Source organism: Angustibacter sp. McL0619 (assembly GCF_049994355.1).
Classification (GTDB): Bacteria; Actinomycetota; Actinomycetes; order Actinomycetales; family Angustibacteraceae; genus Angustibacter.
Window position 1 is genome coordinate 1,839,954 of record NZ_CP188257.1, and the last position, 22,278, is coordinate 1,862,231.

Below are 22,278 nucleotides of genomic sequence, written 5' to 3' on the forward strand. Positions count from 1 at the left end.
GCGGTCCACCTGGTCAGGGTAACCAGCGGCTACGACGGTCGGCCGGTGCCGCGCCGAGAAGCGCGGCGGCGGTAGGTTGGTGACATGCCCAGCACGCCTTCGGCCGATCTCAGCCCGGCACCGTTCGGTCGCGTCCTGACCGCGATGGTCACCCCGTTCACCGACGACGGCGCCCTCGACCTGACCGCGGCGCAGGCCTTGGCGACCCACCTGGTCGACCACGGCAACGACGGCATCGTGGTCAGCGGCACCACCGGGGAGTCACCCACCACTACCGACGCCGAGAAGGTCCGGCTCATCCGGGCCGTCCTCGAGGCGGTCGGCGACCGTGCGCTCGTGGTGGCCGGCGTCGGCACCAACGACACCGCGCACAGCGTCGAGTCGGCCCGACAGGCGGCCGAGGCCGGCGCGCACGGGCTGCTCTCCGTCACGCCGTACTACAGCAAGCCGCCCCAGGCCGGCGTGCTGGCCCACTTCACCGCCGTGGCCGACGCCACCGACCTGCCGGTGATGCTGTACGACATCCCGACGCGGACCGGTACGCCGATCCGCACCGAGACGCTGGTCCGGGCCGCCGAGCACGAGCGGATCGTCGCTGTGAAGGACGCCAAGGGCGACCTCTACGAGGGTGCCTGGGTGATGGCCCGGACCGACCTGGCCTACTACTCCGGCGACGACGCGGCGAATCTGGCCTGGCTCGCGCACGGCGCGGCCGGCATGGTCAGCGTCGTCTCGCACGTGGCCTCGCCGCAGTACCGCGCGATGGTCGAGGCCGCCCTCGGCGGTGACCTGAACACCGCGCAGCGGATCTACCGCGAGCTGCTGCCGGCCGTGCGCGGGATCATGACCCGCACCCAGGGGGCGATCATGGCCAAGGCCGCGCTGCAGCTGCAGGGTGTGCTGAGCTCGCGTGCCGTCCGGCTGCCCCTGGTCGAGGCCACCTCGGACGAGATCTCGCTGCTCAAGACCGACCTTTCCGAGTCCGCCCTTCTGGAGGCACGCGCGTGAGCCATCCCCACCCCGAGCTGACGCCACCGCCGCCGCTCGCACCCGGTGCCCTGCGCGTCGTCCCGCTCGGCGGCCTGGGCGAGGTCGGCCGCAACATGGCGGTGCTGGAGTTCGACGGCAAGCTGCTGATCATCGACTGCGGGGTGCTGTTCCCCGAGGACCACCAGCCCGGGGTCGACCTGATCCTGCCGGACTTCGACTACATCTCCGACCGCCTCGACGACATCGTCGCGGTCGTGCTCACCCACGGCCACGAGGATCACATCGGCGCGGTGCCCTACCTGCTGCGGCTGCGCAAGGACATCCCGCTGGTCGGCTCGCAGCTGACCCTGGCGCTGGTCGAGGCCAAGCTGAAGGAGCACCGGATCACCCCGCTCACCCTGGGCGTGCGCGAGGGTCAGACCGAGCAGTTCGGGCCGTTCGCCTGCGAGTTCGTGGCGGTCAACCACTCGATCCCGGACGCGCTCGCCGTCGCCGTCACCACCGGCGCCGGCACGGTGCTGCACACCGGTGACTTCAAGATGGACCAGCTGCCGCTGGACGGCCGGATCACCGACCTGCGCGCCTTCGCCCGGCTGGGCGAGGCCGGCGTCGACCTGTTCATGGTCGACTCCACCAACGCCGAGGTGCCCGGCTTCACGGTGTCCGAGCGCGAGATCGCGCCGGTGCTGGACCGTGTCTTCGCCGGGGCCGAGCGCCGGCTGATCGTGGCCTCGTTCGCCTCGCACGTGCACCGGGTGCAGCAGGTGCTCAACGCCGCGCACGCGCACGGACGCCGGGTCGCCCTGGTCGGCCGCTCCATGGTGCGCAACATGGGCGTCGCGCGTGACCTCGGCTACCTGAACGTGCCGGACGGCGTGCTCATCGACGTCAAGGCGGTGGACGACCTGCCGGACGACCAGGTCGTGCTGATGTGCACCGGCTCGCAGGGCGAGCCGATGGCCGCGCTGTCCCGGATGGCCGGCAACGACCACCGGGTGCGGATCAACGAGGGCGACACCGTCGTGCTGGCCTCCTCGCTGATCCCGGGCAACGAGAACGCGGTCTTCCGGGTGATCAACGGGCTGACCAGGCTCGGCGCCAAGGTCGTGCACCAGGGCAACGCCAAGGTGCACGTCTCGGGCCACGCCAGTGCCGGCGAGCTTCTCTACTGCTACAACATCCTGCGGCCGCGCAACGTGATGCCGGTGCACGGCGAGACCCGCCACCTGGTGGCCAACCGGGACATCGCGGTGTCCACCGGGATCCCGTTCGACCGGGTCGTGATGGCCGAGGACGGCGTGGTCGTCGACCTCGTCGACGGCGTCGCCAAGGTGGTCGGCGCGGTGCCCTGTGGCTACGTCTACGTGGACGGCTCGAGCGTGGGGGAGATCACCGACGCGGATCTGAAGGACCGCCGCATCCTCGGCGAGGAGGGGTTCATCTCGATCGTCGTGGTGGTGGACTCGGTGTCCGGCAAGGTGGTCGCCGGGCCGGAGATCCACGCGCGCGGCTTCGCCGAGGGCGACGAGGTGTTCGAGGGGATCCTGCCGCAGATCGAGGCGGCGCTGGCCGAGGCGATCGACCAGGGCAACGCCGACAGCTACCAGCTCCAGCAGGTTGTTCGCCGCGTGGTCGGCCGCTGGGTCGGCGGCAAGCTTCGTCGTCGTCCGATGATCATCCCGGTCGTCGTCAGCGCCTGATCACCGCGCCCCGCCGCCGAGCGCCACGGCCTCACCTGTCCGGCCGGTCAAGGTCGCCCTTCGACCGACCGACAGACCTCGTACTGCCATCACCCGCGGTCGACGAGGAGATCGCCCATGCCGGCCTGGAGCGCGCTGCGCGCCCGGTCTCGTCGGCGTGCCCGCGAGACGAGCCTGGCCACGGTCGTGGACAGCAGCTTCCGACTGGTCATCGCCGGCTCCGCGGTCGTCGTGCTCACTGTGGGGTTGCTGCTGGTCTGGTTGACTGCGAGCTCCAGCGGGACGGTGCAGCGCTACGAGAACGCGCTCGCTGCAACCCAGTCCGCGCACACCGCTCTGCTGAACCAGGAGAGCAGCCTGCGTGGCTTCGTCTCCACCAACGACCTGTCGTTCGTGGCGTCCTACAACAAGGCCCGCGGCGACATGGAGCTGGCGAACGCGCAGCTGCTGAAGACCGACGGTGACGGCGAGCTCACCAAGGCGCTGATCGACCTGCGGCTGGCCCAGCAGCGCTGGGTCAGCGAGTGGGCACAGGTGGCCGCCGGCGGCCTGGCTCCCGGAACGGTCGGCAGCCCCGAGCGCCTGTCGTTCCTGCTGCGCGACAAGGTCCTGTTCGATCAGTACGGCGACGCCCGCGCGGACGCCGCGGCGCTGATCACCGAGCAGCTCGCCCACGCCCGACACCAGCAGGTCGTGGCGCTCAGCCTGGTCGCGGGGGCCAGCATGGCCACCGGGCTGGGCATCCTGGTGGTGGCGCTGCGCCGCCGCCGCAGGCTCCGTCGCGACGTGCTGGCGCCGGTCAACGCCGTGCTCGACGGGCTGGAGGCTGCTGCCGACGGTCGCTACGACGAGCCGGTCCGGACGCAGGGCGCCCGCGAGCTGATCGACGTCGTCGACGGGTTGAACCGGATGACCGCCCGGCTGGCCTCGGCGCGAGAGGCCGCCGCCCGCCGTGAGGAGCACATCTCGGCCCAGTCCGAGCAGCTGCGCAGCATCTTGGCGATGGTCCGCGAGATCGGTGGCAGCCTGAACCTGGACTACGTGGTCGTCTCCGTCGTCGGTGGGGTCGGGCGCATCGTCGGCGCCGACCGGGTGGCGGTGTGGCTGACCAGTCCGGATGGTGGCTCGCTGGTCGAGTCCCTCGCCAGTGGGGCTCCCGGCAGCGCGACGCGCCCGCCGGTCGCGCTCGGCTCCGGCCCGATCGGCCGGGCCGCGAAGTACAGCCGGCTGGTCACCGACCTGGGTGACGCCGGCCAGCGCCTCGCCGTGCCGCTCGTGGTCGGGTCCCGGGTGGTCGGGGTTCTGGACCTAGAGCTGGACGACGTCACTCCGCTCGTCGACGCCTCCATCGAGGTGCTGGAGACGCTTGCGGTGCACGCGGCCACAGCTCTGGAGGCGGCCCGTCTGCACGAGGACGCGGCGCACGCCAGCGAGCACGACGCGCTGACCCAGCTGCCCAACCGGCGCCGGCTGGACGCCGACCTGGCTGTCGAGTGCGAGCGCAGCGCCCGGTACGCGCGCCCGCTGGCCTTTGTGATGCTCGACCTGGACCACTTCAAGCGGGTCAACGACCGGTACGGGCACGCCCGGGGTGACGAGGTGCTGCAGGCGGTCGCCGACGTGCTCGGCGCGAACCTGCGCGCTTCGGACACGGCGTACCGCTATGGCGGCGAGGAGCTCGCGGTGATCCTGCGCGAGAGCAACCTGGCCAGTGCGCTGGAGGTGGCCGAGCGGCTGCGCGCGCGCATCGAGTCGGTCTTCGCGGTGGAGGGCGAGATCCCGGTCACCGCCTCGTTCGATGTGGCCGAGCTGGGACCGCAGACGTCGATGCCGGCGTCGCTGGTCGCTGCCGCGGACGCCGCGCTGTACGCCGCCAAGCACGAGGGCCGCAACCGGGTCTGCGCCGACCGGGAGTCCTCGGCCGCCTGAGTGGCGCGTCGGCCGCGACGGCTGTGTCGCGTGTGGCGCGCGGGAAATCTGTGACGTGCGCGGTACCGTGCTCATCATGGCGACCCGTACGTCTTCCCCCGTACGCCGGTCGGGCAGCACGCGCACGAGCAGCAAGGCCGGCAGCACGCGGACGACCAACCGCGGCACCGGCGGCTCACGCGGGACCACGCGCCCGGCCGGCCGCAAGCCGGCCAAGGCACGCTCCGGCCTGCCCCTTCCGTTGCGTGCCCTGCGCGGCCTGTGGATGGGCACCGCCCATCTGGCCGGCGGCACCGCCCGCCGGATCGGGCACAGCGCCCGCGACCTGGACCCGGCGCACCGGCGCGACGGGATCGGCTTCGCGCTCATCGCCCTCGCCGTCGTGGTCGCCGCCCGGGAGTGGTGGGGGCTGGACGGGCCGGTCGGCGAGGTCGTGCACGCAATCGTGGCGGGCACCTTCGGCCGGGTCGCCCTCGTGCTGCCGCTGGTGCTGCTCGGCCTCGGGCTGCGCATGCTGCGGCACCCGGAGGCGGTCAACGCCAACAGCCGCGCCTCGATCGGACTCACTACGCTGGCCGTCGCGGCCTGCGGGCTGGTGCACATCGCCCGCGGACTGCCGGACGTCAGCGACGGCTGGGACCAGCTGCGCGACGCTGGCGGCATGATCGGGTTCCTGGCCTCCAGCCCGCTCGACCAGGCCATCACCGCCTGGGGGGCCGGGCTGATCCTCGGACTGGTCGGCTTCTTCGGCGTGCTGGTGATCACCGCGACCCCGGTGCACGCGATCCCGAGCCGGCTACGGCACCTGGTCGACGTCCTGACCGGCAACGCCGGCGCGGCCGACGACGAGACCGGCCCGGAGGGCCTGACGGACGACGACGCGACCAAACCCCGCGGCAGGCGTGGCCGGCGCGGCGCGGCTGCGCTGGCCGACGGCGAGCGGGACGGCGACGAGGCCTTCGAGAAGGCAGCCGTGGTGGACGCCGCCGGGCGCCCGCTGCGCCCCGGCCAGAAGCGGCCCGTAGCGTCCAGCTTCCCGGGCAGCGTGGCGGAGTCCGTCGAGCCTGCGACGGCGGACGGTGCTGCGTCTGCGGTCGACAGGACCGCCGACCCGGCCGCGGCGCAGGCCCCGCCCACCAACCCGATCCCGCGCCGGACCGAGCAGCTCGCGCTGGCCGGCGACGTGGCGTACACGTTGCCCGCCAACGAGATCCTCGCGCCGGGCAGCCCGCACAAGGCGCGCAGCACCGCCAACGACCGGGTGGTCGAGGCGCTCTCCGGCGTGCTGGAGCAGTTCGACATCGACGCCCAGGTCACCGGCTTCACCCGCGGCCCGACGGTGACCCGCTACGAGGTCGAGCTCGGCAAGGGCACCAAGGTCGAGCGGGTCACCGCGCTGAGCAAGAACATCGCCTACGCCGTGGCCAGCGCCGACGTCCGCATCCTGTCGCCGATCCCGGGCAAGAGTGCGATCGGTATCGAGATCCCGAACACCGACCGCGAGAAGGTCAGCCTCGGCGACGTGCTGCGCAGCACCACGGCACGAGACAACCCGCACCCGATGGTGATGGGCGTCGGCAAGGACGTCGAGGGCGGCTACGTGATCGCCAACCTGGCCAAGATGCCGCACCTGCTCGTCGCCGGCGCCACCGGCGCCGGCAAGTCCAGCTTCGTGAACTCGATGATCACCTCGATCCTGATGCGCAGCACGCCGGACGAGGTCCGGATGGTGCTGGTCGACCCCAAGCGGGTCGAGCTCACCGGCTACGAGGGCATCCCGCACCTGATCACGCCGATCATCACCAACCCGAAGAAGGCCGCCGAGGCGCTGCAGTGGGTGGTCCGCGAGATGGACACCCGCTACGACGACCTCGCCGCGTTCGGCTTCAAGCACATCGACGACTTCAACCGCGCGGCCCGGGCCGGCAAGGTCATCCCGCCGCCAGGCAGCGAGCGGGTCGTCAAGCCCTACCCGTACCTGCTGATCATCGTCGACGAGCTGGCCGACCTGATGATGGTCGCCCCGCGCGACGTCGAGGACTGCATCGTTCGGATCACCCAGCTCGCCCGCGCGGCCGGCATCCACCTCGTGCTGGCCACCCAGCGGCCGAGCGTGGACGTCGTCACCGGCCTGATCAAGGCCAACGTGCCCAGCCGGATGGCCTTCGCCACCTCGAGCCTGGCCGACAGCCGGGTCGTGCTGGACCAGCCGGGGGCCGAGAAGCTGATCGGCCAGGGTGACGCGCTCTTCCTGCCGATGGGCGTCAGCAAGCCGATGCGCGTGCAGGGTGCCTGGGTCACCGAGAGCGAGGTCGCCAGGGTCGTCGAGCACGTCAAGAAGCAGCTGCAGCCGCGCTACCGCGACGACGTGGTGGTGGCGCACGCGAAGAAGCAGGTGGACGAGGACATCGGCGACGACCTCGACCTGCTGCTGCAGGCGACCGAGCTGGTGGTCACCACCCAGTTCGGCTCGACGTCCATGCTGCAGCGCAAGCTGCGGGTCGGCTTCGCGAAGGCCGGGCGCCTGATGGACCTGCTGGAGTCGCGCGGTGTCGTCGGTCCCAGCGAGGGCAGCAAGGCCCGCGACGTGCTGGTCAAGGCCGACGACCTGCCGGCCACGCTGGCGCTGCTGCGCGGCGAGGAGCCGCCGTCCGAGGACGTCTACGACGCCAGCGCCGACGCCGTCCCGACGGCCGCGACCGACCGCGCCAGCCTGGCCGACGAGCTGCTGGCGAGGGCCTCGCATAACGAGGACGGCGCCGGGCAGGACGACCTGCCGGACGACTCCGAGGACGCCTGGCAGCTCACCGACCGGCGCTGAGCAGGGCGTCGTAGGGGCGCTCGTGGGCCGCTCGCCGGCCCCGTTGATCGGCTTGCCGACGGGGTCCTGCCGTGTCACCGGGCTGCCCGATTCGCCCGTAGGATGGTGGGGTCGCCGGAGAGTTGGAGGGCGTCTGCATGAGTGGGCAGGATCACGGCGAGAGCGCCGCGTCGATCGGTGCTGCCCTGAAGCAGGCCCGCGAAGCACGGGGGATGACCGAGGTCGAGGTCGGCGCGGCCATCAACCTGCGCGCGACCCTGGTGCGAGCCATCGAGCGCGACGACTTCGCGCTGTGCGGCGGTGACGTGTACGCCCGCGGCCACCTGCGGGCCTATGCCAAGCAGGTCGGCCTCGATGCCGCTCCGCTGCTGACAGCCTTCTCCGAGCAGCACGCGACCACGGGCCCCACAAGCCCCGGTCGCGCGCACAGCCCGGTCAGCGCGCCGACCCAGGGCGCAGTCGAGCGGCCGGACGACGTCCTGGCCTCGCCGGTCGCCGTCCCCGACGGCTCGGGATCGGCCAACGCCACCGAGCACCCTCCTCGCGTCGTGAAGGGGCCGGTGGCACCGCTGCCCGCACGCCGCGGCGCCAAGGACGTGCCGCTGGAGCGCTCGCGACCCAACCCTGCCCTGCTCATCGGCGCCGCCCTGGCGGCCCTGATGATCTTCCTGGTCGTCCAGGTGGTTGGCGACCTGCGCTCGCCGGGTCGCGGTACCAGCCAGGTCGCCTCGCCCTCCCAGACCGTCACGTCGGCGCCTGCCGGCCAGCCGAGTACGACGGCCGAGCCGAGCACGCCGTCGACCGGCCCGGGTACCGGTGCGACGACCAGGCCGACCGCCGAGCCGTCCGGCGTCGCGGTGGCGCTGAAGTTCACCGGCGACTCCTGGGTCCTGGTCCGGGACGCCGCCGGCAAGCAGATGTTCTCCGGCCTGCTCGGAAAGGGCGACAAACGCCGGTTCAGCGACGGCAAGGGGCTGCGCCTGACACTGGGCAACGCCGGCGCCGTGCGGCTGACCGTCAACGGCAAGTCCATCGGCTCCCCGGGCGGCGACGGTCAGGTCGTCCGCCTGAAGTTCGGTCCGAAGGACCCGGCCTGACGGTCTTCCCGGCCGGGGTGGTCGACCCTGAGCTGGTCGGCGGCGCCGCGGCAGCCCCGTAGAGTTGACGCCATGCCCGCACGCACCGTCGCCCTGGTCACCCTCGGGTGCACCCGCAACGAGGTGGACTCCGAAGAGCTGGCGGGGCGGCTCGAGGCCGGCGGCTGGACGCTCGTTGACGACGCCGAGTCGGCAGACGTCGCGGTGGTGAACACCTGCGGGTTCGTCGAGTCCGCGAAGAAGGACTCCGTGGACGCACTGCTGGAGGCCTCCGAGCTCAAGGACGACGCCCACTCCAGGACGCGGGCCGTGGTGGCGGTCGGCTGCCTGGCCGAGCGCTACGGCAAGCAGCTGGCCGACTCGCTGCCGGAGGCCGACGCGGTGCTCGGCTTCGACTCCTACGCGGACATGTCGGCGCACCTGGACGCGATCCTGCACGGCGAGCGGCCCACGTCGCACGTCCCGCGAGACCGGCGCACGCTGTTGCCGCTGACCCCGGCCAGCCGCCAGGACGCAGCCGGCGAGGGGGCCGTCGCGGTCCCGGGCCATGCGAGCGCCCCGGACCTCCCGGCCGGGCTGGCTCCGGCGTCCGGCCCTCGGGTGCTGCGCCGCCGCCTCGACGGCCGGCCGTGGGCCCCGCTGAAGATCGCGTCCGGCTGCGACCGACGCTGCTCGTTCTGCGCCATCCCCGCGTTCCGCGGCGCGTACCTGTCCCGGCGCCCGTCGGACGTGTTGGCCGAGGCCCGCTGGCTGGCCGAGCAGGGCGTGCGCGAGCTGTTCCTGGTCAGCGAGAACTCCACGTCGTACGGCAAGGACCTCGGCGACCTGCGACTGCTGGAGACGACGCTGCCGGAGCTGGCGTCGCTGGACGGCATCGACCGGGTGCGCGTCTCCTACCTGCAGCCGGCCGAGATGCGACCCTCTCTGCTGGAGGCGATGACCTCGACCCCCGGGGTGGTGCCCTACTTCGACCTGTCGTTCCAGCACGCGGCCGCACCGCTGCTGCGCCGGATGCGCCGGTTCGGTGGCACCGAGTCCTTCCTCGGGCTGCTCGAGCAGGTCCGGGCACTCGCACCGGCGGCCGGTGTGCGCTCCAACGTGATCGTCGGGTTCCCGGGCGAGAGCGAGGACGACGTCGCCGAGCTCGAGGCGTTCCTGACTGCGGCCCGCCTGGACGTGGTCGGCGTCTTCGGCTACTCCGACGAGGACGGCACCGAGGCGGAGTCCTACGACGGCAAGCTCGCCGGCGACGTCGTCGCCGACCGGGTGAACCGGCTCACCGACCTCGTCGAACAGCTGACCGCGCAGCGCGCCGAGGAGCGGGTCGGCGAGCGCGTCGACGTGCTGGTCGAGTCGATCGAGGACGGCGAGGCGGAGGGTCGGGCGGCGCACCAAGGTCCGGATGTGGACGGCGTGGTGCGGCTGCCGGCGGACGGGCTGCAGGTCGGGGACCTGCTCACCGCCCGCGTCGTCGCCAGCGAGGGCGTCGACCTGCTCGCCGAGGTCGTCCGGCCGGTCTAGCCGCCGGACGAGCCGTCCCGCACGGGTGGTGACGTAGGGTTGCGCCGTGACAGCGTCGAGGCCGCGGCCGTCAGCCGCCGTGCCAGGCGCCACACCGGTCCCGGTCTCCATCTGGAACGTCGCCAACGCGCTGACCGGACTCCGCCTGGTGCTGGTGCCGGTGTTCGGCCTGCTGCTGCTGCACGACGACGGCCAGGACGCGAGCTGGCGGGTCGCCGCGTTCATCGCGTTCTTCGTGGCCTCGATCACCGACCGCTTCGACGGCGAGGTGGCTCGAAAGCGCGGCCTGATCACCGACGTGGGCAAGATCGCCGACCCGATCGCCGACAAGGCGCTGATCGGGATGGCGCTGGTCGGGCTGTCCCTGCTGGGCGAGCTGCCCTGGTGGGTCACCGTGGTCGTGCTGGTCCGCGAGATCGGCATCACCGTGCTGCGCTTCATGGTGATTCGACACGGGGTGATGCCGGCCAGCCGAGGCGGCAAGGTCAAGACGTTCGTGCAGGCGCTCGCGATCGGGCTGTACGTGCTGCCGCGCGAGGTCGTGCCTTTGCCGTTGGCGGCGTCGGTGATGGCGGTCGCCGTGGCGATCACTCTGGTGACCGGCGTGGACTACGTGGTGCGCGCCGTCCGGCTGCGTCGGACCAGCCCGCGGGCGTTGGCCAAGCGCGCCCGCCGGCAGGCCGGTGCCTGACGGTCCGGGCAGTGCGAGCGACCGCATGCTGGAGGGTGCGGCCGAGCTCGTTGAGCTGCTCGCCGACCGGGGGCTGACCATCGGCACCGCGGAGTCGTTGACCGGCGGACTGCTCGCTGCCGCCATCACGGACGTCCCGGGGGCCTCGCGGGTCTTCCGCGGTGGCGTCGTCTCGTACGCGACGGACGTCAAGCACGACCTGCTCGGGGTGGACGGCGACCTGCTCGCCAGGGTCGGAGCCGTCGACCCGGCGGTGGCCGCGGCGATGGCGGCCGGCGTCTGCCGCCGGCTCGGAGTCGACCTCGCGCTGGCCACGACCGGTGTGGCCGGCCCCGACGGGCAGGACGGGCAGGTGCCTGGGACCGTGTGGATCGGACTGGCCGACGGCCGCGCCAGCTGGTCGCTGGACGCGTCCACGGATCCGGTGGCCGGACGCCGGGCCGTGCGGGAGGCGACGGTGCGAACGGCCCTCACAGCCGCCGTCCGGCACCTGCGGCGGGAAGATCCACGACCGGGCCGAGGTTAGTCCGATCGGCGTGCCTTGCTCCGGGGGGCGCGCCCGCTGCCGTACCGACGAGGTACGGTGGTCCGTGCAGGGTGAGACTGCGGTCAGGCGAGGAGCTTGGCCGCCCGAGGCCGACCAGGGAGGCGTCATGGTGCTGCTCCGTCAGGAGATCGGCGACGTGCTGCGCGAGCAGCGCCAGCAGCAGGCCCGGACGCTCCGCGAGGTCTCGGCCAAGGCACGGGTGTCGCTGGGGTACCTCAGCGAGGTCGAGCGTGGCCAGAAGGAGGCGTCCAGCGAGTTGCTGGCCTCTATCTGCGGCGCCCTGGACCTGCCGCTGTCCCGCGTGCTCAGCCAGGTCAGCGAGCGGGTGGCGGACGCCGAGCGCGTCACCACCGGCCAGCCCCACGTCGCGTCGCTGCCGGTCGCACCGGCGACGATCAGCAACAGCCTGGTCAGCGCGGCCTGACCTCAGGTCTCAAGCTCGGCCGCCAGCCGGGTTCGCAGCTCGGTGGCCTGCTGCGCTGACGGGTAGGACGTCTGCGTGCCGTCCCGCTCGACGCTCCACGACGCGCAGGCGCAGCCGAGCCGTGCCGCCGCCAGCGGGTCCAGCCCCTGCGCGAGGCCCACGACGAACGCGCCGACGAAGCCGTCGCCGGCCCCCGTGGTGTCGACCGCTCGGACGGCCGGAGCCTGCACCCGGTGCACCTGCGAGCCGACCAGGACGGCGGCGCCGTCCGCACCGAGGGTCACCACCAACCCGCAGCCGAGCACCTCGGCCAGGGCTCGGACCTGAGCCTCGTCCCGGGGGTCGGCGCCATCCGCCGGGCCGACCTGGTGCTCCCGGGCGAGCTCGGTGAACTCCACCTCGTTGGGCACCATCCAGTCCGCCTGCGCCAGCAGCTCCGCCGACACCGAGGCGTAGGGCGCCGGGTTCAGCACCGTGATCGCACCCCGCTGCCGGGCGGCGGCCAGGCCGGCCGCCGTGGCCGCCTGGGGGACCTCTAGCTGCCCCACGACGACCTGCACGTCGCTCAACTGCTGCACCGCCTGCTGGGCGCGGCTCGGGGTCAGGGCGTCGTTGGCGCCGGGGACCACGATGATCCGGTTGGTGCCGTCCGGCTCGACCCAGATCGGGGCCACCCCGCTCGGGCAGGGCACGCGGTGCACGGCCGTCACGTCAACCCCCTCGTCGGCCAGGTGCGCCAGGTAGCGGTCGCCGTACGAGTCGTCGCCGAGGCAGCCGACGAACGCCACGCTGGCGCCGAGCCTGCGGGCCATCACCGCCTGGTTGGCGCCCTTGCCGCCGTACCCGACGACGAAACGATCGCCCACCACGGTCTCGCCGGCCTCGGGTGCTCGCTGCACGTACGTGACGAGATCGGTCATGGTGCTGCCGACGACGGCGATCGCGGGGGAGGCCATGACCTTGATCCTGCCCGATCCGCGCGAAGGCTGCCTCGGTCAGCAGGTGCCGCTGGGCACGGGCTGGCAGCTCGGGCAGTAGTACGCGACCCGATCGTGCGGGGCGGTACCGATCGGCTCGACCCGGATGGTCGTCCCGCAGCGCCGGCACGGCTGGCGGGCTCGGCCGTGCACCCACGTGGTGCGACCGTGGCGGGTCTCGCCGGTGGTGCTCACGGCGGCTCGTTCGAGGTTGGCGCTCATCAGGGTGCGCACGCGGTCCAGCAGCCGGTCCGGGGCTCGGACGTCGGCCGCCGGCGTCCACGGGTTGGTGCCGTGCAGGAAGAGGCTCTCCGCCATGTAGATCGTGCCGATACCGGCCAGCACGCGTTGGTCGAGCAGCGCCTCGCCGATGGCACGGGTCGGTTGCTGCGCCAATGCGGCGAGGACCACCGGCGCATCCCAGTCTGCCCCGAGCACGTCCGGACCCAGGTGGCCGACCAGCGACCGCTCGTCCGCCGTCGGCACCAGGTCGAGCATCCCGAGCTGGTGGCCGATCGCCGTCCACTCCTCGTTGGCCAGGATCGCGCGGATTCCGTCCGCGCTGCGCGGCGACCGCCAGGGCTGGCCGGTCCGATGCAGGTGCCAGGAGCCTTCCATCCGCAGGTGGCTGTGCAGGGTGAGCGGCGGCGGCCCGTCGAGCCGCAGCAGCAGGTGCTTGCCGCGCGGGACCGCCTCGAGCACCTTCCGGCCGGTGAGGTCGACGGTGGCCAGCGACGGCCAGCGAAGGTCGCTGCGGATGAGCACGCGGCCGGCCAGCGCCTCATGCAGGCGGCCGGCCGTGCGCGCGACGACGTCACCCTCGGGCACGGCTCACCGGCGCCTCACCCGCCACCTGAGCGACGGCTCATCGACGCAGCCGCAGGCCGCGGGGCGTCGCGTGGAAGCCGGCGGCCTCGAGCGCGGCGACCATCGGGTGGCCCGAGCCGAGCAGGCCGGCGCCGTCGGCACGCTCCACGGTAAGTCGCCCGAGGGCACCCTCGCGCACCGCCAGCGCGAGCGCGTCCGCCGCCGCGGACAGCTGCTGCTCGTCGTCGGTGAACGAGAGCAGGGTGCGGCCGCCACGCTCGACGTACAGCACCAGCGCGCCGTCGTTGAGCACCACCAGCGCGCCGGCCTTGCGACCCGGCTTGTGCTGGGTGGCCCGCTGCACGCTGCCCAGCTCGGCGCCGCCCTGGCCGCGATCCGGCCAGGGCAGGGCCGCGCCGTAGGGGTTTGCGGGGTCGGCCGCGGCGACCACCAGGGTCGTCGCCGGTCCGTCCTCGAGCGCGCGCAGGCGGTCGACCGGGCCGGTGGTGGCGAACTGGGCCGCGCCGAGCCCTTCGACGTAGTAGCCGCGGCGCACTCGGCCGGCGTCCTCGAACGCGGACAACACGCGGTAGACCGCGGCGAACCCGCCGGGCGCGCCCTCGGCGGTCACTGCTCCTCGGGTGAGGACGCCGTGCCGGTCCAGCAGGGTCTCGGCCAGGGCCGCTGCGCGCGCGGTCGGCTCGGTCTCGACCGTCGGCAGGACCGACCAGCGTCCCGCAGCGGTCGGCGGCCCCGAGCGGCTGGGCATCGCCGGACGGCGCACCCCGCTCACCCGGCCCGACCCGAACGCGGCGTTCGACGGCGCGGCGTACCGGCTGCGTCGAGGGCCGGTTCGGCCCGGCCGGTGCGCTGTGCGCCCGCCGGACAGCCGGGCCCGCAGCGGGGCGAGCGTGTCGCCGGTGATCCGACCCGACCAGACCAGGTCCCAGAGGGAGTCGGCGAGGTCGGTGTCGTCCGTGGCCGCGACCGCGTCGGACAGCGCCCGGAAGAAGAACGCCCCGCCGCTGGACAGTGCGTCCAGCACCGCCTGGTGGGTGGGAGTCAGCTCGAGCTCGGCCGGCTCCGGCAACGTCAGCGGGGCGGAGTCGGCCAGGTGCAGCGACACCCAGCCGTCATCGCCGGGTAGGGCGCCACGTCCGCACCAGAGCACCTCGCCGGACGAAGTGAACTCATCGAGAAGGCCCGGCGTGTAGCCCGTGACCCGGTGCGGCAGAACCAGCGTCTCCACCGCGCTGGCGGGCAGCACCGCGCCGTCCAGCTGCTCGACCGCGCGCAGCAGCCCGGCCGCGCCACGACCGTGCCGACCGGCCAGTCCCTGCCACTGCGGCAGGAATCGAGCGAGATCCCTGGCCGGCACCGGCTCGACCTGCTGTCGCAGCGCGGCCAGCGAACGTCGGCGCAGCGAGCGCAGCACCTCGGCGTCGCACAGCTCGAGCCCCTGACCGCTGGGTCGCAGCTCACCCTCTACCAAGCGTCCGGAACGCACCAGCCGCGTCGTGGCGGTGGCCGCGACGGCCGCGCCCAGACCGAAGCGCTCGGCGACCTCGGCGACGGTGAACGGGCCGTGCGTGCGGGCGTACCGCGAGACCAGCTCGCCGAGCGGATCGGCCACCGGCGCCATGAACGCCTCGGGGATGCCCACCGGCAACGGCACGCCGAGCGCGTCGCGCAGCCGGCCGGCATCCTCGACGACCGACCAGCGTGGCTCGCCGGCGATCCGCACCCGGATCAGCCGCCGGGCCGCCTCGAGCGACGCGAGCCACCCGGCCACGGTCGGCTCGTCGGCCGGCTTGGCCCGCGCCGCGACCTCTGCGGTGGACAGCGGCCCGAGCACCCGCAGCAGGTCGGCGACGTCCTCGGCGTGCCGGGCCGCCCGCTCCGGCGTCAGGTGCTGCAGCTCGAGCTCGGTCCGCTCGACCGCCGCGGGGTCGAGCAGGTCGCGCAGCGCGGCGCCCTCGCCGCGGCCGAGCAGCTCGGAAAGCAACGTCGGGTCGAGCGCGAGGGCGGCTGCCCGGCGCTCGGCCAGCGGGGAGTCACCCTCGTAGAGGAACTGGGCGACGTAGCCGAACATCAGGCTGCGGGCGAATGGGGAGGGCTGGCTGGACTCGATCTCGACGACCTGGATCTTGCGGGACGCGATCTCGCGCATCAGGTCTGCCAGACCGGGTACGTCGAACACGTCCTGCACGCACTCACGCACGGTTTCCAGCACGATCGGGAAGTCCGGGTAGCCGCTGGCCACCTGAAGCAGCTGGGCGCTGCGCTGTCGCTGCTGCCAGAGGGGCTGGCGCTGCCCGGGCCGACGACGGGGGAGCAGCAGAGCGCGGCCGGCGCACTCGCGGAACCGCGAGGCGAACAGCGCCGAGCCACCGATCTGCTCGGTGACCACGTCGTGCACGTCGTCCGGGTCGAAGGTGACCAGGGCCGCGACGTCCACGGGAGGGCCGTCGTCCAGCTCGACGTCCGGCAGCCGCAGGACGAGCCCGTCGTCGCCGTGCATGGCTTGCACGTCGACCCCGAAACGCTCCTGCATGCGGGCGCTCACCGCGAGCGCCCACGGTGCGTGCACCTGCGCGCCGAACGGCGAGTGCACCACCACGCGCCAGTCGCCGAGCTCGTCGCGGAAGCGCTCGACGACGATGGTGCGGTCGTCCGGCAGGTGCCCGCTCGCCTCGCGCTGCTCGGCGAGGTACTCCAGCAGGTTGTCGGTGGCCCACTCGTCCAGACCGGCCCGGCGTACCCGCTCGCGAGCCGCGTCCGCGTCCAGCGCACCGACCTCGCGGACGAACGCCCCGACCGCCCGGCCGAGCTCGGCCGGGCGCCCCAGCGTGTCGCCGTGCCAGAACGGCAGCTTGCCCGGCTGCCCGGGGGCGGGCGTGACGAGCACCCGGTCGTGGGTGATGTCCTCGATCCGCCAGGAGGACGAGCCGAGGGTGAAGACGTCCGAGACCCGTGACTCGTAGACCATCTCCTCGTCGAGCTCACCCACTCGCCGTCCGGGGCCCTCGCCGGTTGCGAGGAAGACCCCGAACAACCCGCGGTCAGGGATCGTGCCACCGCTGGTCACGGCCAGGCGCTGGGCGCCGGGCCGGCCGGTCAGCTGGTCGGTGTGCCGGTCCCAGACGAGCCGCGGACGCAGTTCGGCGAACTCCTCGCTCGGGTAGCGCCCGGCGAGCATGTCGAGCACGGCATCAAGCACGCCGCGGGTGAGGGTGGCGAAAGGCGCTGCGCGGCCGACCAGGGCGGCCAGGTCGTCGACCGCCCAGTCGTCCATGGCGCACATCGCCACCACCTGCTGGGCCAGCACGTCGAGCGGGTTGGCGGGCAGCCGCAGGGCCTCGATGTCGCCGCTGCGCATGCGCTCGACGACCACGGCCGTCTGCACCAGGTCGCCGCGGAACTTCGGGAAGAGCACGCCGCGCGAGACGGCGCCGACCTGGTGGCCGGCCCGGCCGACGCGTTGCAGCCCGGACGCGACGCTCGGCGGGGACTCGACCTGGACCACCAGGTCGATGGCGCCCATGTCGATCCCCAGCTCGAGCGAGCTGGTGGCCACCACGGCGGGCAGCCGGCCCGCCTTGAGTTCTTCCTCGATCAGGGCCCGCTGCTCCTTGCTGACCGAGCCGTGGTGCGCCCGCGCCAGCACGGGCGGCGCGCCGGCGCTGGACCCGGCCTGCGCCATCAGCTGGGCGGGGGTTCGCGGTGCCGGGCGGTCGGCGTCCGGCTCAGGGCGGTCGACCGGGCCGGCGAGGTCGGCGGCGTCCAGCCGCTCCTGCCACACCTCGTTGAGCCGGGCCGTGAGCCGCTCGGCCAGCCGGCGGGAGTTGGCGAACACCAGGGTGGAGGAGTGGTCGGCGACCAGGTCGACGACCCGCTCCTCGACGTGCGGCCAGATCGACGTCCGCGCCGGATCGCCGGCGGCCGGGCCGTCCAGGTCGCCGGTCGGCTCGCCGATCGCCCCCAGATCGGGCACCGGGACGACGACCCGCAGGTCGAGCACCTTGTCGGACGGCGGTTGCACGACAGTCACCGGCCGCCCGCCGGCCAGGTAGCGCGCCACCTCGTCGACCGGACGCACCGTGGCGGACAGGCCGATGCGTTGGGCCGGCTCAGGCAGCAGCGCGTCCAGGCGCTCCAGGCTCAGGGCGAGGTGCGCACCGCGCTTGGTGCCGGCCACCGCGTGCACCTCGTCGAGGATCACGGTCGTCACCCCAGCCAGCGCCTCGCGAGCCTGCGACGTCAGCAGCAGGAACAACGACTCCGGCGTCGTGATCAGCACGTCGGTGGGCGTCCGAGCGAACGTGCGTCGCTCCTTGGCCGGAGTGTCGCCGGACCGCACGCCGACACTGACCTGCGGCACCGGCTGGCCCAACCTCGCGGCGGCGTGGCCGATGCCGGTCAGCGGCGCGCGCAGGTTGCGTTCGACGTCCACCGCCAGCGCCTTCAGCGGACTGACGTAGATCACCCGGCAGCGGCGCAGCGGCTCGGCCGGCGCGGCCTCGCTGGCCAGCCGGTCCAGCGCCCACAGGAACGCCGACAGCGTTTTGCCCGAGCCGGTCGGTGCCACTACCAGCGCGTGCTGGCCGGTGCTGATCGCGTCCCAAGCGCCCACCTGCGCGGCCGTGGGCTCGGCGAAGGCAGCCCTGAACCACTCACGGGTGGCGGGGGAGAAACGCTGCAGCACGTCGGGCACGCCCATGATGGTGTCACCCGCCGCCGACAGCGGACGCCGTGCGATGCTGGCGCTCGTGCGACACAGCGAGTTCTGGCGGCTTATGGACGAGGAGTTCGGTGCCGGGTACGCCCGGACGGTGGCACGCGACCAGGTAGTCGGCGCCCTCGGTGGTCGCACCGCCGAGCAGGCGCTCGCCGATCACGTGCCGCCGCGCGACGTCTGGGTCGCGATGTGCGAGGCCATGGACGTACCGCAGGAGCGTCGGTGGGGTCGGCGCAACCTGCGCGCCCCACGCTGAGCCCGCCTCGCGGGCCTCAGTAGACCCAGACGGTGCGGCCGATCGGCGCCGTCCCGGACGACCAGAGGAAGTCGATCGCGCTGTTCGACAGCCGAACGCACCCGTGCGAGGCCGGGTAGCCGGGCACGCTGGCCGAGCCGTGCAGCGCGTACCCGCCGGTGAAGTACTTGGGCCGCCACAGCTCGCCGAGCCGGCTGACCCGCAGCCCGTCGATCTGCCGCTGCACGCTGAACCGGCCCTCGGGGGTTGTCGCGACGTAGTCGTGACCGTCCGAGGTGTACGGCTGGCCGCTGCCGGTGGAGGTGTTCAGCACGTACTTCAGGGACCCGTCGACCACGACCATGACGAGCTGGCGGTCCTTGTCCACCTCGACGGCCGAGCCCGACGTCGTCCTCGGATGCGGTCGGACACCCTGCTCGAGGGCCCTCTTCGTCTTCGGACCGAGGACGCCGTCGCGGCCCAGGCCGGCCGCCTTCTGCAACGCCATGACGGCCTGGCTGGTGTTCGAGCCGTACTCGCCGTCCGCTGACCCGAGCCAGTAGCCGAGCGTGCTGAGCCGTTTCTGGGCCGCCAGCACGTACGGGCCGCCCATCCCGGGCCGCAGGATCGTCTTGGCGGTGACCGGCGCGGCGCTGGTCGTGGGGGAGGTGCCGGGCCCGGCCGTCCCGGTCGCGGTAGCCGTCGGGCTGCTCGTCGGTGCGGACGTCGAGCTGGGAGTCGCCGTGGGAGTCGGTGTGGGAGTCGGCAAGGACGGTGGGCTCGTGCTGGACGGAGAGCTGGACGTCGTCGCGGACGACCTCGTGCCGGCGGACGGCTGCCCGGCCGGGCCGGCGGCTCCGTCCTCGCCGGTGGGGCCGCAGGCGCCGAGCGCGAGCGCCAGCGTGATGGTCGTCGCGGCGATCGAGCCCCGGCGCACGGCCGACGACCCGACCTCCAGCCGTGCAGCCTGCCGGCCAGCCAGCATTCGCGGTCCCCGTTCTCGTAGGTGGTCTGCGTCTGCCTTGCACACGCGTGACGCGACCGACCGGTTGCATCGAGCCTACGCACGCCGGACGGCGGATCGTGGGTGACGCGCGGCGCGAGCTGGACCGTGACCGGGCTGTGACGCGGCCTGGTCACCGGCGCCACCGCGGAAAACACGCTGCGGCTGTCGGTGGCCGTGGTTAGGGTCGCTCGGGTGAGTGAGAGGACGAGCCAGAGCGCAGCCGAGCAGATCGAGTCAGGTGAAGGCGTGGACGACGACCGGCGAAGTGCGCCCATGATCGAGGCGCGCGGGCTACGCAAGCAGTTCGGCGAGTTCACCGCCGTCGACGGCATCGACGTCCGGGTCGAGCGCGGCGAGGCGTTCGGCTTCCTCGGGCCGAACGGTGCCGGCAAGTCCTCGACGATGCGGATGATCGGCTGCGTGTCACCACCGACCGGGGGCGAGCTCAGCATCCTGGGCCTGGACCCTCGCTCGAAGGGCGCCCAGATTCGCGCTCGGCTCGGCGTGGTGCCTCAGCAGGACTCGCTCGACGGCGAGCTCACCGTGCGCGACAACCTACTCATCTACGGCCGCTACTTCGGGCTGTCCCGGGCCGAGTGCCGACGACGTGCCGACGAGCTGCTGGAGTTCGCGAACCTGACCGAGCGTGCGGACGCGATGGTCGAGCCGCTGTCCGGAGGTATGAAGCGCCGGCTGACGATCGCCCGGGCGTTGATCAACCGCCCCGAGATCCTGCTGCTGGACGAGCCGACCACCGGGTTGGACCCGCAGGCCCGGCACGTGCTGTGGGACCGGCTGTTCCGGCTCAAGCGGCAGGGCGTCACGCTCGTGCTGACTACGCACTACATGGACGAGGCGGAGCAGCTCTGCGACCGGCTCGTGGTGATGGACGCCGGCCGGATCGTCGCCGAGGGCACCCCGCGGTCGCTGATCGAGGCGTGGTCCACCCGCGAGGTGCTCGAGCTCCGGTTCGCCGACGACGACCTCACGCCGCACGCCGACCGGCTGGACGGCGTCGCCGACCGGATCGAGGTGCTCCCGGACCGGCTGCTGCTCTATGTGGACGACGGTGAGCAGGCCACCGTGGCCGTGCACCAGCGGGGCATCCAGCCGCTGTCGTCGCTGGCTCGGCGCAGCACCCTGGAGGACGTCTTCCTGCGGCTAACCGGCCGGACGCTGGTGGACTGATGGCCACGACGTCCCTGAGTCGACCTTCGGCCGCTCCCGCGCCGGTGGACGCCGGCCCGCACCCGGTGATCCGGGTGCTGGAGTACTTCCTGGTGCTGATGCGGCGCACCTTCCGCGGCACGCTGTTCGGCAGCTTCTTCTCCCCGCTGCTGTACCTGGTGGCGATGGGCTACGGCCTCGGCTCACTGGTCAACAGCGGTGGGAGCTCGGCCCTGGACGGTGTGCCCTACGTAGAGTTCATCGCGCCAGGGGTGCTCGTCGCGACCGCGATGCAGATGGGGGTGTTCGACGCGTCCTACCCCGTGCTCGGCTCGATCAAGTGGGGTCGGCAGTTCCACGCGATGCTCGCCACGCCGGTCCGCGTCTGGGACATCGTGGCCGGCAACCTCACCGCGATCCTGCTGCGCTCGCTGCTCAGCGGCGTGGTTTTCCTGGTCGTCGCCGCCGTTCTGGGCGCCATTCCTTCCTGGACTGGGGTGTTCGCGCTGGTCGCGGTGGCACTGGTCACGCTGGCCTACGCCGGCCCGATGTTCGCTATCTCCTCGCGGGCCGAGACGGACACGACGTTCAACCTCGTCTTCCGGCTGGGCCTGGTGCCGATGTTCCTGTTCTCGGGGACCTTCTTCCCCGTCGACCAGCTGCCGGCCTGGATGCAGCCGGTCGCGTTCCTGATCCCCCTATGGCACGGGTCCTCGCTCGCCCGCGACGCGACGCTGGGCACGATGTCCTTCTGGCCGGACCTCGTGCACGTGGCCTACCTGCTGCTGTGGGTCGTGGTCGGTGGGTACCTGGCCCACCGCACGCTGCGCCGCCGGATGGTGGTCTGATGGCCGCCCTCGCCCTGGCCGGCGTCGTGGTCGAGCGCAACGTGCTCACCTACCGGCGGCAGTGGGTCGCGTTCCTGACCGGGTTCCTCGAGCCGGTGTTCTACCTGTTCTCGCTCGGCCTCGGGCTCGGCGCGCTGATCGGTGACGTGACGTTGGCGAACGGACAGACCGTCACGTATGCGCAGTTCATGGCGCCGGCCATGCTCGCGATGTCAGCGATGAACGGTGCGGTCTTCGACGCGACCTACAACATGTTCTTCAAGCTCAAGTACATGCACACGTTCGACGCGATGCTGGCGACCCCGGTCGGCCCGCGTGACATCGCGGTCGGGGAGATGCTGTGGTCGTTGATGCGAGCCGGCTGCTACGTGGTCGGGTTCCTGCTCATCTCGGTGGCGATGGGTCTGACCACCAGCTGGTGGGCCCTGCTGGCCCTGCCGGCGGCCACCCTGATCGGCTTCGTCTTCTCCGCTGTGGGCATGGCTGCCACGACGTGGATCCGCAACTTCCAGGACTTCGACTACATCCAGATGGCGCTCGTGCCGCTGACCCTGCTGTCCGGGACGTTCTTCCCGGTCGACGCCTACCCGCCCGCGTTGCGCTGGCTGGTCGAGCTGTCCCCGCTCTACCACGGCGTGGTGATCGAGCGGGCGCTCTGCCTGGGTGACGTGTCGTGGTCGTTGTTCGGCAACGTCGCGGCACTGCTGGCGATGGGCGCGGTGGGGCTGGCCGTGACCCGTCGGCGGCTGGCCGCGCTGCTGCTGAAGTAGCGGCCGGCAA

At 72.8% G+C, this 22,278-nt stretch carries 17 protein-coding genes; 13 read left to right on the forward strand and 4 right to left on the reverse strand.

Going from position 1 to position 22,278, the window contains the following annotated elements:
- Positions 1-84 precede the first annotated feature (84 nt).
- From dapA to ACPPVT_RS08570, 9 genes are all read left to right on the forward strand, one after another.
- On the forward strand, positions 85-1,008 hold the full coding sequence (dapA, locus tag ACPPVT_RS08530) for a 4-hydroxy-tetrahydrodipicolinate synthase (protein WP_426566570.1): 924 nt from the start codon (positions 85-87) through the stop codon (positions 1,006-1,008).
- The gene (locus ACPPVT_RS08535; protein ID WP_426566571.1) at positions 1,005-2,690 is read left to right on the forward strand and encodes a ribonuclease J; all 1,686 of its coding nucleotides are present in this window, start codon (positions 1,005-1,007) and stop codon (positions 2,688-2,690) included. Before dapA ends, ACPPVT_RS08535 begins: the two co-directional genes overlap by 4 nt.
- Before the next feature lie 117 nt (positions 2,691-2,807).
- Positions 2,808-4,619: a diguanylate cyclase gene (locus ACPPVT_RS08540; protein ID WP_426566572.1), complete on the forward strand. Its 1,812-nt coding sequence runs from the start codon at positions 2,808-2,810 to the stop codon at positions 4,617-4,619.
- Between the two features lie 76 nt (positions 4,620-4,695).
- Positions 4,696-7,440 carry a DNA translocase FtsK gene (locus ACPPVT_RS08545; RefSeq protein WP_426566573.1) on the forward strand — a complete coding sequence of 915 codons (2,745 nt, stop codon included), beginning with the start codon at positions 4,696-4,698 and terminating at the stop codon, positions 7,438-7,440.
- 137 nt (positions 7,441-7,577) lie between these two features.
- Complete coding sequence (locus ACPPVT_RS08550) at positions 7,578-8,537, forward strand: helix-turn-helix domain-containing protein (protein WP_426566574.1); 960 nt, start codon at positions 7,578-7,580, stop codon at positions 8,535-8,537.
- A gap of 72 nt (positions 8,538-8,609) precedes the next feature.
- Entirely contained in the window at positions 8,610-10,058 is a 1,449-nt protein-coding gene (gene rimO / locus ACPPVT_RS08555; RefSeq protein ID WP_426566575.1) for a 30S ribosomal protein S12 methylthiotransferase RimO, read from the forward strand.
- Positions 10,059-10,104: 46 nt separating this feature from the next.
- Complete coding sequence (gene pgsA, locus ACPPVT_RS08560; protein ID WP_426566576.1) at positions 10,105-10,749, forward strand: CDP-diacylglycerol--glycerol-3-phosphate 3-phosphatidyltransferase; 645 nt, start codon at positions 10,105-10,107, stop codon at positions 10,747-10,749.
- Positions 10,750-10,774: 25 nt separating this feature from the next.
- Positions 10,775-11,275 carry a CinA family protein gene (locus ACPPVT_RS08565; RefSeq protein ID WP_426567100.1) on the forward strand — a complete coding sequence of 167 codons (501 nt, stop codon included), beginning with the start codon at positions 10,775-10,777 and terminating at the stop codon, positions 11,273-11,275.
- Between the two features lie 127 nt (positions 11,276-11,402).
- Positions 11,403-11,720, forward strand: a complete 318-nt coding sequence (locus ACPPVT_RS08570) for a helix-turn-helix domain-containing protein (protein WP_426566577.1) — start codon at positions 11,403-11,405, stop codon at positions 11,718-11,720.
- 2 nt (positions 11,721-11,722) lie between these two features.
- Here the strand turns inward: ACPPVT_RS08570 and ACPPVT_RS08575 are convergent, their stop codons facing one another.
- From ACPPVT_RS08575 to ACPPVT_RS08585, 3 genes are read right to left on the reverse strand one after another with little or no spacing between them, the layout of a single operon-like run.
- The gene (locus ACPPVT_RS08575) at positions 11,723-12,676 is read right to left on the reverse strand and encodes a ribokinase (protein WP_426566578.1); all 954 of its coding nucleotides are present in this window, start codon (positions 12,674-12,676) and stop codon (positions 11,723-11,725) included.
- Between the two features lie 39 nt (positions 12,677-12,715).
- Positions 12,716-13,525, reverse strand: a complete 810-nt coding sequence (locus ACPPVT_RS08580; protein ID WP_426566579.1) for an Fpg/Nei family DNA glycosylase — start codon at positions 13,523-13,525, stop codon at positions 12,716-12,718.
- A 37-nt stretch (positions 13,526-13,562) separates the two neighbouring features.
- Positions 13,563-18,224: an ATP-dependent helicase gene (locus tag ACPPVT_RS08585; RefSeq protein WP_426566580.1), complete on the reverse strand. Its 4,662-nt coding sequence runs from the start codon at positions 18,222-18,224 to the stop codon at positions 13,563-13,565.
- Between the two features lie 49 nt (positions 18,225-18,273).
- On the opposite strand from ACPPVT_RS08585, the gene ACPPVT_RS08590 reads away from it, so the two are divergent.
- Positions 18,274-18,498, forward strand: a complete 225-nt coding sequence (locus ACPPVT_RS08590; RefSeq protein ID WP_426567101.1) for a DUF3046 domain-containing protein — start codon at positions 18,274-18,276, stop codon at positions 18,496-18,498.
- Between the two features lie 16 nt (positions 18,499-18,514).
- Here ACPPVT_RS08590 and ACPPVT_RS08595 read toward each other — a convergent pair whose 3' ends face one another.
- Entirely contained in the window at positions 18,515-19,462 is a 948-nt protein-coding gene (locus tag ACPPVT_RS08595) for a L,D-transpeptidase family protein (protein WP_426566581.1), read from the reverse strand.
- Between the two features lie 294 nt (positions 19,463-19,756).
- On the opposite strand from ACPPVT_RS08595, the gene ACPPVT_RS08600 reads away from it, so the two are divergent.
- Genes ACPPVT_RS08600 through ACPPVT_RS08610 form a run of 3 tightly spaced genes read left to right on the forward strand, consistent with a single transcriptional unit; the run spans position 19,757 to position 22,268 of the window.
- Complete coding sequence (locus ACPPVT_RS08600) at positions 19,757-20,671, forward strand: ABC transporter ATP-binding protein (protein WP_426567102.1); 915 nt, start codon at positions 19,757-19,759, stop codon at positions 20,669-20,671.
- On the forward strand, positions 20,671-21,498 hold the full coding sequence (locus ACPPVT_RS08605; RefSeq protein WP_426566582.1) for an ABC transporter permease: 828 nt from the start codon (positions 20,671-20,673) through the stop codon (positions 21,496-21,498). Before ACPPVT_RS08600 ends, ACPPVT_RS08605 begins: the two co-directional genes overlap by 1 nt.
- Positions 21,498-22,268: an ABC transporter permease gene (locus tag ACPPVT_RS08610; protein WP_426566583.1), complete on the forward strand. Its 771-nt coding sequence runs from the start codon at positions 21,498-21,500 to the stop codon at positions 22,266-22,268. The genes ACPPVT_RS08605 and ACPPVT_RS08610 overlap by 1 nt, the downstream gene beginning before the upstream one ends.
- The last annotated feature ends 10 nt before the right edge of the window (positions 22,269-22,278 follow it).

Coding starts and splice junctions, on each gene's coding strand:
- ACPPVT_RS08565 (WP_426567100.1), top strand. CDS start 10,775: ATGCTGGAGGGTGCGGCCGAGCTCGTTGAGCTGCTCGCCGACCGGGGG.
- ACPPVT_RS08595 (WP_426566581.1), bottom strand. CDS start 19,462: ATGCTGGCTGGCCGGCAGGCTGCACGGCTGGAGGTCGGGTCGTCGGCC.
- rimO (WP_426566575.1), top strand. CDS start 8,610: ATGCCCGCACGCACCGTCGCCCTGGTCACCCTCGGGTGCACCCGCAAC.
- ACPPVT_RS08600 (WP_426567102.1), top strand. CDS start 19,757: ATGATCGAGGCGCGCGGGCTACGCAAGCAGTTCGGCGAGTTCACCGCC.
- ACPPVT_RS08540 (WP_426566572.1), top strand. CDS start 2,808: ATGCCGGCCTGGAGCGCGCTGCGCGCCCGGTCTCGTCGGCGTGCCCGC.
- dapA (WP_426566570.1), top strand. CDS start 85: ATGCCCAGCACGCCTTCGGCCGATCTCAGCCCGGCACCGTTCGGTCGC.
- ACPPVT_RS08575 (WP_426566578.1), bottom strand. CDS start 12,676: ATGGCCTCCCCCGCGATCGCCGTCGTCGGCAGCACCATGACCGATCTC.
- ACPPVT_RS08610 (WP_426566583.1), top strand. CDS start 21,498: ATGGCCGCCCTCGCCCTGGCCGGCGTCGTGGTCGAGCGCAACGTGCTC.
- ACPPVT_RS08550 (WP_426566574.1), top strand. CDS start 7,578: ATGAGTGGGCAGGATCACGGCGAGAGCGCCGCGTCGATCGGTGCTGCC.
- ACPPVT_RS08585 (WP_426566580.1), bottom strand. CDS start 18,224: ATGGGCGTGCCCGACGTGCTGCAGCGTTTCTCCCCCGCCACCCGTGAG.
- ACPPVT_RS08570 (WP_426566577.1), top strand. CDS start 11,403: ATGGTGCTGCTCCGTCAGGAGATCGGCGACGTGCTGCGCGAGCAGCGC.
- ACPPVT_RS08545 (WP_426566573.1), top strand. CDS start 4,696: ATGGCGACCCGTACGTCTTCCCCCGTACGCCGGTCGGGCAGCACGCGC.
- ACPPVT_RS08605 (WP_426566582.1), top strand. CDS start 20,671: ATGGCCACGACGTCCCTGAGTCGACCTTCGGCCGCTCCCGCGCCGGTG.